The organism is Bhargavaea ullalensis (assembly GCF_042432615.1).
In the GTDB taxonomy this organism is placed as follows: Bacteria; Bacillota; Bacilli; order Bacillales_A; family Planococcaceae; genus Bhargavaea; species Bhargavaea ullalensis.
Window position 1 is genome coordinate 154,937 of sequence record NZ_JBHLWY010000018.1, and the last position, 11,746, is coordinate 166,682.

Consider the following 11,746-nt stretch of genomic DNA (forward strand, 5'->3'; position numbering starts at 1 on the left):
ACGCTTCACGGAATAAAGATAACGCTTCGGCGAAGCCCCTGCATTTCACCTTCCAATACGCAAAAAAGCAGCCGCAATGGCTGCTTTTTCATTTCCCTTATTCCGCAAACGCCGCTTCCCACTCTTTGATCTCGTAGGAGCGGGCGCCGTGGACGATATACGGATCGTGCTGGACATACTCTTCGACGTCTTCCTGCGATTCGGCCTGGTAAATGACGAGGCCGCCGGAGCCGTCGGTGAATCGGCCCTTCGCCTTCACTTTCCCTTCCGCCATCCGGGCGTCCAGATAAGCCAGGTGGTCCGGCCGGTAAATCGCACTTAGTTCTTCATCCTTCATCGGCAGATAAACCGCGTAATAATTCATATTCTTTTCCTCCATCTCTCATCGATTCATTAATAACCATTCGAGAAAGAGAGGAAATCTCCTGCATTCAGACAACGCAAACCGCTACACGCCGGGCGACGCCGCTCCGGATGGCCGCTTCGGCGACTGCCTGCGCCACCGCTTCGGGCACGCGGGGGTCGAACGGATCCGGAATGACGAACTCCTCACTGAGCTGATCGGATCCGACGAGAGCCGCAATCGCCTCCGCCGCGGCCCGCTTCATCTCTTCATTCACATCTTTCGCACGGACGGAAAGCGCGCCCTTGAAGATGCCCGGGAACGCGAGGATGTTGTTCACCTGGTTCGGGTAATCCGACCGGCCGGTGCCGATGATCCGCGCTCCCGCTGCAATCGCCTCGTCCGGCATGATTTCCGGCGTCGGATTTGCCATCGCGAAGATTATAGGATCGGGTGCCATCGAGCGAACCATTTCTTCTGTGAGGGCACCTGCGGCCGACACCCCGATGAACACATCCGCGCCTTGGATCACGTCGCCGAGCGCACCGTCAAGCCGCTCCGGATTCGTCATTCCCGCGATTTCTTCCTTCATCGGGTTCATGCGCTCCGCACGCCCCTCATAAATCGCACCTGCCGTATCGCACATGACAATGTCCTCCACGCCGAACGTGCCAAGCAGCTTCGCAATCGCCACGCCTGCTGCACCTGCGCCGTTCATGACAACCTTCAGTTCGCCGAGCGGTCGGCCGGTCAATTTCGCCGCATTGATCAGCCCCGCCGCCACGACGATCGCCGTACCGTGCTGGTCGTCGTGGAACACCGGAATATCGAGCGCCGCCTTCAGCCGGTTTTCGATCTCAAAACAAGCAGGTGCCGCGATGTCTTCGAGATTGATCGCGCCGAACACGGGAGCCATCAGCGTGACGGCCTTGACGAACTCATCCGGATCTTCCGTATCGAGCGCAACCGGGAACGAATCAATCCCGCCGAACCGGCGGATGAGCGCCGCCTTTCCTTCCATGACGGGAATCGATGCGGACGCGCCGATGTTTCCGAGCCCGAGCACTGCCGTCCCGTTGCTGATGACGCCGACCGTGTGCCCCTTCATCGTATAATCATAAATCTTGGCCGGTTCCTCGCTGATCTCCATGCAAGGGGCCGCCACGCCGGGCGAATACAGCAGGCTCAAATCCCGTTTCGTCTCGATCGGCGCCTTCAGCGTCATTTCCAATTTCCCTTCCAGCTCCCTGTGCAGCTCCAGCGCTTCCCGATAGACATCCACCGGCATCCACTCCTTTAGGTCTTGAATAGACCGAATATTTTTGAAATAAAATTCATTGTACGTTAGCTTGCCCCGATTATCAACCCGATTCCGCAGGTTTCCGATAAAATGCGGAAAAAGGCGGCCGGCAAGCGCTTTTTTCCGGACGAATGAACTGAAAAAGAAGGGATTAACTGGATTTAAGTTTCAAAAAAGGACCTCTGGAAAAAGAAAGCCGGATTTGGAGCCATAGAAAAGGTTCCAAGTCCGGCTGTTGTCACCAAGATCAGAGTCTGATCGTTTCCACAAGGTATTCGATGAACCGTTCGCTGTCCGCTTCCAGGCAGACATCGATATTCGGCTCTTTGCCCGTCCAGTTGGAAAAGTCGGCCACGGTCTGCCCGTCGCAAAGGTCCGAGTTGGTCTCGACGTCCACATGCAGCCGCTCCGTCCAGGCGAACGACGGGTCGATTGCCACGCCGACGGCAAACGGATCATGCATCGCACAGGCGTGAAGACCGGTGATTTCCTCATACCGTTTCATGTAGCCGCCGGTCGAGTCCTTGACGAACTGACCTTCCGGATTGCCCTGCATCCGCTCGATCTCCGATCCGGTGAGCAACGTTTGCTCCGTGACGTCCAGACCCACGAGTTTCACCGGAAGACCGGAATGCAAAACGATTTTGGCCGCCTCCGGATCGATGTACATGTTGTACTCGGCCGTCGGCGTGATGTTGCCGGGCACCCGGACCGCTCCGCCCATGATGATGACTTCCTTCAGCCAGTCCTTCAGGCGGGGTTCTTTTCGGATCGCGAGCGCCATGTTCGTCAGCGGCGCCGTCAAGACGAGCGTCAGCTCTCCCCCGTGCTTCTCCGCCTGTTCAATGATGAAATCCGGACCGAATCCGGGTGACGCTTCGCCGATTTCCATCCGCTTGAGCGCACCGCCGATTCCGTCGTCTCCGTGCACGCTCACTTCAAAATGGGGTTCGCGGAGCAGCGGCCGGTCCGCGCCGCGCACGACCGGGATATCCTCCCGCCCGATCAGCTTCAGCACTTTCAGCGTGTTCACCGTCGCATTGTCCAGCGATGTATTTCCGTTCACCGTCGTGATCCCGACGACTTCCGCACGCTTTGCCGCGAGGATGATTCCGATCGCGTCGTCGATTCCCGTGTCTACGTCCAACAGCAGTTTTTTCATGCTGCCTTCCACCCTTTCTCCAATCAGCAGTTTACTTTTTCCTGTACCGCAGTTCGGCAAACTGTCCGAACCGCCGGACTTCCTTCAGATCAAACCGGCGCTCCCGCACACCGGCAGAGAAAAGCGGCAGCCCCCCGCCCAGGACGGCCGGCGTGATCTGGATCACCAGTTCATCGACCAGGCCGGCATCCAGCAGCGGCGCCAACGCCTGACCGCCGCCCACCATCCAGATCCGGCCGCCTTCTTGCTCTTTCAGGGCTCGGACAAATTCTTCGATGTCTTCATTGACGAAAGTGACCTGCCCATCGAAGCCTTTCTTCTCCCTCGAAAACACGTAGCATGCTTTCCCGGCATAAGGGAACTCGTCCGGGAACATTCCGAGAATCTCATCGTAGGTTTTCCGTCCCATTAAGACAGTGCCGATCGTTTCATAGAATTCCTCATATCCCGATTCATCCTCGCCTTCCGTGCCGATCAGCCAATCCAGCGAGCCGTCCATCCGTGCAAGATAGCCATCCAGACTGATCGCCCCGTAAAAAACAAGTTCCCGGTTCATCAGCCGTCCACCCCGACATCCTCGAGGGTCGGCATGCCCGCCTGCGCGCCGAACTTCGTGACAGCAAGAGACGAAGCAGCGACGGCAAACTCGAGCGACCGGCGCAACGGCCATTCTTGGGCAATTCCGCTCGCGAGGGCTCCGTTAAAGCAGTCTCCCGCGCCCGTCGTGTCGACTGCCTTCACTTTTGGCGGGGCGATTGTGGCCATCCGGCCGTCTTCAAGGAACGTGCAGCCCCGCTCCCCGAGTGTCACAATGAGTGCATGGCCGTGCCGGTCCTCCCATTCTTTCATGAGGACCTCCAGCTCAAGATCCGAAGAAAACCTGCGACCCGCGAGCAATTCAAACTCTGTTTCATTCGGCGTCAAATAATCCACGTCCGCCAGCAGGCTGTCCGGAAGCACCTGTGCCGGAGCCGGATTCAAAATCGTCCTGACCCCGGCTTTCTTTGCTTCAGCCAGCACATGCGTTACCGTTTCAACCGGAATCTCCATCTGCAAAATCACGACATCCGCTTCCCGGATCGCCGCCATCGCTTTATCGTCCAGGCTATCCGGCGTCACCGTTCCGTTCGCCCCCGGCACAACCGTAATGCAATTGTCGCCGCCGACGCTGAAAATATTCGCAATGCCCGTCGGCACATCCGTGCGTCGAACGGATCCGGTCTCGATGCCGTCTTCCTCCAGCCCCGCAATCAGCACATCCCCGAACGCGTCCGCCCCGACCGCACCGACCATGTCAACCCGGCAGCCGAGACGCGCAGCCGCCACTGCCTGGTTCGCACCCTTTCCGCCCGGCAAATAGTCAATCGACTCTCCGAGAATCGTCTCGCCGATCTTCGGCAGCCGCGCCGTCCGCGTGATCAGATCCATATTGAGGCTTCCCACCACCGCCACTCTCCGGTCCATTCCATCACCTGCTTCGTTTCATGATAAACCAAGCGTACCGCCGACCGGGTGCCCGCGCAACCTATTGCAAAGGCGATTATGTAAATTGTCGTGGGTTGGGATAGAATTAAAGAATAAGTGCCAGCCAAAAACGGAAAAGAGGAAAGCGCCTTGAACACCGAACCATTGGAACATCTCACCCAAAAGATTGTCGAATCCCTCATCAAGCTGATTCCTGAGGAGTGGGATCAGATCATGTTTTATGCCGAGTATGAAGACGGGGCGTCCGACCACTTCTTCTATTATTTTAAAAAAGACAGTGCCGAATTCATCCCGAGTATCGAAATGGCTTACATCCTCGATCTGGACCACGACGAGTGGTACAAGAGCGACCGTCAAATCGACGTTCTGATTGAAGAACTGGGCGATGAATTCATCCGGCAAGAAAGGCAGCCATTCACAAGCCTGACTCTTTCCATCTCGGAAGAAGGGCAACTCAAGTTGGACTACGGCCATGAACAGCTGAATGACCGGCCATTGCCCAAAACAGAAGAGAAATTCGCCGAGACGTTTGTTTATCCGGAAAGCAAAAAAAGACAGAAAGCGGGCCTTCCGCCGCAGCCCGAAGGATGGCTCAGCAAAATCCGAAACCTCTTCGGCTGAAGTCAGATCAATAAACAAAGCCCATGATTCTCCGGGAATCATGGGCTTTCTACTTTGCATCACCTTACCGGCGGCGCATGTTCCTCGTCTGGATATCCGCTTCCCTGACCGGGACCGGTATCCGGCTGTCCGGTCCTGTCAGTTGAAGGGCGATGTCCGTTGCGGAAGACAAGTCGATTTGATTGCCCGGCGAAACGAACACCGGCTTCACGCCCGCCGACGTGCGGACCGCCCGGCCGATCGGCTCGCCTCCGACGATGATGTCCGTAAAACTCCCCTTTTCCGGCGCGGGCTGAAGGTATTCCGTCTCACCCACTTTAAAGTAAGTTTTCGCGATGCCAATTGTCGGCTTCCCGAGAAAAAACGACGCGTGGGTCGCAATCCCCATCCGGCGCGGATGCAGGATCCCGTTGCCGTCAAACATGAAAAGATCCGGCACGTTCTGAAGTTTTTGTGCGGCATCCAGGATGAGCGGCAACTCCCTGAATGTCAGGAAGCCCGGCATGTAAGGAACGGTGATCGGGCCTTGGCTTTCCGCCCGCTCGATAATTTCCATGGAAGGCAGTTTGAACAGCGCAATATGGCAAAACCCGGTTTCCATTCCCTCTTGTTCCCCATACGCAATATCCACACCCGCCACAGTCGACAGCCCGGAAAACGTCAACGGGCGATTCGTCCGGACCTGCTGTCTTAGCATTTCCTGAATACCGACGAACTCATCCGGCCTGGGATGAACCGGATGCACAAGGTGAATCTCCATGCCCCCAACTCCTGTTCTGCGTGTGGTTATTGGTCTATCCTCTTACAAAGTTTACCCAAAAGCAAAAAGCAGCCGGCGTCGACTGCCCTTACCTGTGAATGAATTGGACTCTTAGCAATGTGAATCGGACTCTTAGCCACGCGAATCGGACTCTAAGCGCCTCGAATCGGACTCTTAAGGTGTTTGTGTCCTGTTCTCCGTGTGAATTCCACTCAGAAGGAGAAGAAATGGTGAGCCCAGTCAGGAGGCGCCTAAATTTCCCCGCAGCCAAGGATTTTCATCCCGGTAAAACGAAAATGGTATGCAACTTGCATATTAAGTTGAGTGAAACCATTTGAGGAGGATGACCATGAACCCATCTGCAACCAAAACCGACATTGCCGACAACTTCTATGGCACCACTGTCCGCGATCCGTACCGCTGGCTTGAAGATCCGGAAAGCCCTGAAACGAAACAATGGGCCGACCGGCAAAACAGCGCCACGCGAAAGTACTTCGACGCCCTGTCCGCCCGCTCCGTTTTCAAGGAGCGCCTCACCGAAAAGCGCAATCATCCTTTGCGCGGGCTGCCTGAAAAAGAGGGCGGCTATTATTACTTCCATATGAACAGCGGCCTGCAAAACCAGCCGGTGTTCTGCCGGGTGGAGCAACTGGATGATTCCGAGCCGGAAATCGTCATCGACCCGAACGACCTGAACCCCGACGGCACGACGGCGATCACCGCCACATCGTTCAGCCATGACGGAAAGCTGCTCGCCTATGCGCTTTCCGAAAACGGTTCGGACTGGTGCACCATAAAAATCCGCGACCTGGAAACCGGAAAAGACCTCCCGGATGAGATCCGCTGGTGCAAATTCACCGACATCACCTGGACGGGCGATGACAGCGGGTTTTATTACAGCCGCTATCCGCAGCCGGGAACTGTGGCTCCGGAGGACGAAGGCAATTACAACAAACTCTATCTCCACCTGCTCGGCCAACACCAGCAAGACGACGAGCTGATCCATGAGCGCCCGGACGACAAAGAACTGAGCTTCGGCACCACGCTCACCGACGACCGCCGCTGGCTGATCCTCGCTTCCTGGAAAGGGACCGAGAACAAAAGCCGGCTCTACTACCGCCCGGCGGATGGGAACGGTGAATTCAAGCCGCTCGCCGCAGAAGGCGACGCCTACTACTCCTATATCGGCAACAAAGACCGCCTCTTCTACCTGTACACGAACAGCGAAGCGCCGAACGGAAAAATCATCGCCGTCGACCTGGACTCGCCGGACCGCTCCAACTGGCAAGACATTCTTCCCGAACGCGAAGAAGTCCTTTATTACCCGAAACTCGCCGATGACCGGCTGGCCGTCGCCTACATGAAAGACGCCCGCCACCACCTGGAGATCCACACACTGGAAGGCAAACAAGATGCAGTGCCCCCGCTCCCTGAAATGATCACGATCCAAGGGCTTTCATTCGATAAGAAAAGCCGCGACCTGTTCATCTCGTATACATCGTTCCTGACACCGCTGACCGTCGTCCGCTGGAAGCTGGACGAACAAAAAACGGACCGTGTGTTCATTGCAGAGGGAGGACTGAATCCGGACGGATATGAAACGGTCCAGGTGTTTTATCCGTCAAAAGACGGCACAAAGGTTCCGATGTTCCTCACACGAAAAAAAGTAGTGGCAGCAGACGGGACGAACCCCGTCCTCCTATACGGATACGGCGGGTTCAACATCAGCATGACCCCGTCCTATTCGCCGGCCAACGCCCTCTTTATCGAAGACGGCGGCATCTATGCCGTCGCCAACCTGAGGGGCGGCGGAGAATACGGAGAGGCCTGGCATCAGGCGGGGACGTTCGGCAGCAAGCAGCGGGTCTTTGAAGACTTCATCTCTGCGGGCGAATGGCTCGTCGAGAACAACTGGACGCAGCCCGAAAAGCTTGCCATCATGGGCGGCAGCAACGGCGGCCTGCTCGTCTCCGCCTGCCTCAACCAGCGCCCGGATCTGTACGGCGCGGTCATCTGCCAGGTGCCGGTGACGGACATGCTGCGTTATCAGCTGTTCACCGTCGGACGGTTCTGGACATCTGAGTTCGGCTCGGTGGATGACGGCGAGGAAGCATTCAAAACGCTTTATGCTTACTCCCCGCTCCACAACGTGCGGGAGCGCGAACATCCGGCCACACTCATCACAACCGCGGACACCGACGACCGGGTCGTTCCGGCCCATGCGATGAAGTACGCCGCCACCCTACAGGAGGCACAGCGCGGAGACAAGCCGGTCCTGCTCCGCATCGAGAAAGACGCGGGACACGGGCTCGGCAAACCGACATCGAAGCTGATTGAAGAACACACGGATATCTACTCGTTCCTTTATGAACAACTCGGTATCCTGAATTGACGAAAAACCGCTCCCCGCGCTGAAAGCGGGAAGCGGTTTTTCTAATGGTCAGTCTTCGATTTTCGGATCAAACGCATCGCGCAGACCGTCACCGACAAAGTTGAAGGCGAGCACGGTGGTGAGGATCATGAGCCCCGGGAACAAAGGGTACCACCAGGCACCGAGCATGATCTGCGGATTCTGTGCACTTTGGAGCATATTGCCCCAGCTCGGTGTCGGCGGCTGGATTCCGAGGCCGAGATAGCTGAGGGCGGCTTCTCCGAGAATGACCCCGCCGACGCCGAGCGTCGCCGATACGATGATCGGGCCGAGTGCATTCGGCAGAATGTGGGAGAAGATGATGCGGCCGTTCCGGATGCCGAGAGTTCGCGCAGCCAGAACAAATTCGGACTTACGGAGAGACAGGAATTCTCCTCGCACAAGACGGGCCGTTCCTGTCCAGCCGAAGATGGCAAAGATGCCGATGAGCGTCATGATGCTCGGTTCAAAAATCGTCACGAGTGTGATGAGCAGAAACAGTGACGGGAACGAGATTACCGCATCCACAAACCTCATCAGCACGGCGTCCAACTTGCCTCCATAATAGCCGGCGACCGCACCGACGACCGTGCCGATGAAAATGGATCCGGCCACTGAAGCAAAGCCGACGAGCAGCGAGATCCTGGCACCGAACAGCAATCGGCTCAGCGTATCACGTCCCAAATTGTCGGCCCCGAGCGGATAGTCTTTACCGGGCGGTGCCAGCTTATCGAGCAATACTTGCTGGCTTGGATCTTTCGGTGCAAGCCAAGGGGCGAAAATCGCCGCCCCGATGATCAGAAACAATAAGACTGCCCCGATCACTGCCAACTTGTTTTTCATGTATTTGCGGAGCATCAGTTTCCAGATCGGCTCATGGGGTGCGACCGCCGGTTCTTCCGGAAGGGCCGGCCGGCCGGTCAGTCTCGGTTCTTCTGTCAAGGTCACGTCAAGCCCTCCTTTCATAGGTCAATATTCGATCCTCGGATCAAAGACGGCGTACAGGATATCCGCCAGCAGATTGCCGATCACAACGAGCGCCGCGGCAATGACGACCACGGCCATGATGACCGGGTAATCCCTTTGGAATGCGGCGTCCATGAACAGCAGGCCGATGCCCGGCCAGGCAAACACACTTTCAATGATGACCGAGCCGCCGATGAATGACGGCAGCATAAGCCCGAAAATTGTGATGATCGGAATGAGCGCATTTCGGAGGCCATGTCTGAAGATGACCGTCCGTTCGCGGAAACCATTCGCCTTTGCCGTACGGATATAGTCCTGGCGCAAAACGTCCAGCATGCTGGAGCGGGAATACCGGGTCAGCCCCGCCATGTCTGCCGTCGCCAGCACGAATGCCGGCAGGATCAAATGGTGGAGGCGGTCCCAGATGCTGAACGGTTCGCCGATGTTGGCCACTCCTCCGATCGGGAACCAGCCGAGATGCACCGACAGCACCATGATGAGCATCAGGCCGATCCAGAAACTTGGAGTAGCAATCCCGAGAAACGAAATGAAGGTGATGGCGTAGTCAGTTTTTGAATTCCGCCTTGTCGCGGAATAAACCCCAAGCGGAATCGAAATCAGGAACGCGATAATCGTTGAAACCAGCATCAACAATAACGTATTCGGAAGCCTTGCAAGAATCAGGTCCTTTACCGGAACCCCTTGCCGGATGAGCGACTCCCCGAAGTTGCCCTGAACCATGTTTCCGAGCCACCTGCCGTATTGGACGACGACATTATCGTTCAGGCCATAGGACTCCTTGTACGCCGTCAGATTTTCCTGTTTGATCATCGGATCCATCATCAATGCCGTCGGATCTCCGGGAGCCATTCGCATCATGGCGAAAGAAATGATGGTAATGATAAAGAGCAGCGGAATCGCCATAAGCGATCTCCTGATGATATAAGCTGACATTTGCCGTTCCGCTCCTTTCCTTACAGGATTGCAACGGCCTTCCCCTGTCACCTCATTTTCAGCGGGAGGAGAAGGCCGGCCATCCCATGTTCGATCTCATCCGTCTTACGGACCGGTCAATCGATGTACCATTCGTGGAGCTTGTAATAAGTGTTGGCGGAACTGTATTCAGGTCCGTGGAGATTCGGGGATTTCGCCAAATATCCTTCCACGTAATAAATAAACGTGTTCGGCTGATCTTCCGCGACGATGGCGTCCGCCTCGGCGATCACCCGCTTGCGCTCTTCCAGATCGGAAATTTGTGTGTTTTGGGACAGCAGTTCATCGACCTTCGGATTGGAATAGCCATTATAGTTCAGCCCATTCTCGATCTCGGAGGAGTGCCAGAACCAGGTCGGGTCCGGGTCGCTTCCGATGGACCAGCCGGCGACCATAGCATCGAAGTTCCAGTTTGGCGGGCTTGTCTGCTCGACATACGCACTCCACTCGAGAAGCTCAATCGTGGTTTTGATGCCAATTTCGCTCCATTGCTGCTGAGCCACTTCTGCAATCTGCTGGCGGATTTCATTCGCAGAAGTCGTTTTCAAGACGAATTCGAACTTCTTGCCGTCTTTCTGGAGAATCCCGTCCGGTCCCGGCTCCCAGCCTGCCTCTTTCAGCATCTGTTTTGCCTTCTCCGGATCGTAGTCAAACGCCGGCATATCGGGGTTGAATGCCCAGTTGGCGGGACTGCCAGGGCCGTGCGCGACGGTTCCCGCCCCGCCGAGGATTGCCTGGATGATCGCTTCTTTATCGATGGCGTGGGTCAGCGCCTGGCGAACCTCTTTGTCCTGGAACAGTTCGTTCCTCAAGTTGTATCCGATGTACTCAAACGCATTGGACGGACCGGAAGACAACTCGATCTTCCCTTTTTGTGCAAGGTCTTCGGCCATTTCCGTATATTCGGGTGAAATGCCTGCAAGATTGATCTCGCCTACTTGAAGCTGAGCCATTGCTGTATTTGTATCCGGGACAATTTTATACGTGATCGAATCCAACTTCGGAGCGCCAAGGAAGTAATCGTCGTTGCGATCCAGAAGAATATACTCCCCTTCACGCCATTCCTTGAACTTGAACGGCCCCGTGCCGACCGGTTCTTTCGTGTTGAACTTATGCTTTCCAAGATCGGCAATCGGGACATCGCCGAGAATGTGCTCAGGCAGCACTTCAAACTGGGCGGTGATCGTGATGAACGGTGCATACGGCTCGGACAGCACGAATTCCACTGTGTAATCGTCGACTTTATTGATCTCTTCGATAATTTCAAATGGGAGTCCGCGCGGGCCGACGTAATCCTCGCTCAGCGGAATATTGTACGAGAAGACCACGTCATCGGCCGTGAACGGCTCGCCGTCATGCCACTTGACATTTTCGCGGAGATGGAATGTCCAGCGGAGGCCGTCATCAGAGAACTCCCAGCTTTCGGCCAGATCGCCCTCCGGATTGAAGTCGTGATCCACTGTGACAAGGCCGCTGAAAATAAATCCTTCAATCGTAGAACTGGATGTATCCGTGGAGTAATACGGGTTGAACAGGGTCGGTGCGGCCGTCGTCGCCAGCACAAGCCCGCCGCCTTTTCCGCCGTCCGGTTTTGTTGCGGCTTCCGCATCAGATATCTCATCCGCCGGCGTGCATGCAGAGACAACCAATAAGACAGCAAGCAGCATGGACAGCCACGCAAACTTTTTCTTTGCCAAGTTTAATTC

At 56.2% G+C, this 11,746-nt stretch carries 11 protein-coding genes; 2 read left to right on the forward strand and 9 right to left on the reverse strand.

What is annotated here, in order from left to right:
- Positions 1-97 precede the first annotated feature (97 nt).
- The 5 genes from ACFFIY_RS05115 to rbsK form a co-directional block, all read right to left on the reverse strand.
- A complete protein-coding gene (locus ACFFIY_RS05115; RefSeq protein ID WP_354195659.1) occupies positions 98-364 on the reverse strand; it encodes a YciI family protein in 267 nt (88 codons plus the stop codon).
- 67 nt (positions 365-431) lie between these two features.
- Positions 432-1,625 (reverse strand): NAD(P)-dependent malic enzyme, encoded by a 1,194-nt coding sequence (locus ACFFIY_RS05120; protein ID WP_354195657.1) that lies wholly within the window; start codon positions 1,623-1,625, stop codon positions 432-434.
- Positions 1,626-1,890: 265 nt separating this feature from the next.
- Positions 1,891-2,805 (reverse strand): nucleoside hydrolase, encoded by a 915-nt coding sequence (locus ACFFIY_RS05125; RefSeq protein WP_354195655.1) that lies wholly within the window; start codon positions 2,803-2,805, stop codon positions 1,891-1,893.
- A gap of 31 nt (positions 2,806-2,836) precedes the next feature.
- Positions 2,837-3,361 carry a dihydrofolate reductase family protein gene (locus tag ACFFIY_RS05130; RefSeq protein WP_354195653.1) on the reverse strand — a complete coding sequence of 175 codons (525 nt, stop codon included), beginning with the start codon at positions 3,359-3,361 and terminating at the stop codon, positions 2,837-2,839.
- On the reverse strand, positions 3,361-4,269 hold the full coding sequence (gene rbsK / locus ACFFIY_RS05135; RefSeq protein WP_354195651.1) for a ribokinase: 909 nt from the start codon (positions 4,267-4,269) through the stop codon (positions 3,361-3,363). Before rbsK ends, ACFFIY_RS05130 begins: the two co-directional genes overlap by 1 nt.
- A 165-nt stretch (positions 4,270-4,434) precedes the next feature.
- Here rbsK and ACFFIY_RS05140 point away from each other — a divergent pair, with 165 nt between their 5' ends.
- Positions 4,435-4,911 (forward strand): immunity protein YezG family protein, encoded by a 477-nt coding sequence (locus tag ACFFIY_RS05140; protein ID WP_354195649.1) that lies wholly within the window; start codon positions 4,435-4,437, stop codon positions 4,909-4,911.
- A gap of 64 nt (positions 4,912-4,975) precedes the next feature.
- Here ACFFIY_RS05140 and ACFFIY_RS05145 read toward each other — a convergent pair whose 3' ends face one another.
- Positions 4,976-5,671, reverse strand: a complete 696-nt coding sequence (locus ACFFIY_RS05145; RefSeq protein ID WP_354195647.1) for an endonuclease V — start codon at positions 5,669-5,671, stop codon at positions 4,976-4,978.
- Positions 5,672-6,020: 349 nt separating this feature from the next.
- On the opposite strand from ACFFIY_RS05145, the gene ACFFIY_RS05150 reads away from it, so the two are divergent.
- Positions 6,021-8,063: a prolyl oligopeptidase family serine peptidase gene (locus ACFFIY_RS05150; protein WP_354195645.1), complete on the forward strand. Its 2,043-nt coding sequence runs from the start codon at positions 6,021-6,023 to the stop codon at positions 8,061-8,063.
- A 48-nt stretch (positions 8,064-8,111) separates the two neighbouring features.
- Here ACFFIY_RS05150 and opp4C read toward each other — a convergent pair whose 3' ends face one another.
- The 3 genes from opp4C to ACFFIY_RS05165 all read right to left on the reverse strand — a co-directional run bounded on the left by opp4C (position 8,112) and on the right by ACFFIY_RS05165 (position 11,737).
- Positions 8,112-9,029 carry an oligopeptide ABC transporter permease gene (gene opp4C, locus ACFFIY_RS05155; RefSeq protein WP_354195643.1) on the reverse strand — a complete coding sequence of 306 codons (918 nt, stop codon included), beginning with the start codon at positions 9,027-9,029 and terminating at the stop codon, positions 8,112-8,114.
- A gap of 21 nt (positions 9,030-9,050) precedes the next feature.
- Entirely contained in the window at positions 9,051-10,001 is a 951-nt protein-coding gene (locus ACFFIY_RS05160; protein ID WP_354195641.1) for an ABC transporter permease, read from the reverse strand.
- A 116-nt stretch (positions 10,002-10,117) separates the two neighbouring features.
- Positions 10,118-11,737 (reverse strand): peptide-binding protein, encoded by a 1,620-nt coding sequence (locus ACFFIY_RS05165; RefSeq protein ID WP_354195639.1) that lies wholly within the window; start codon positions 11,735-11,737, stop codon positions 10,118-10,120.
- Between the last annotated feature and the right edge of the window lie 9 nt (positions 11,738-11,746).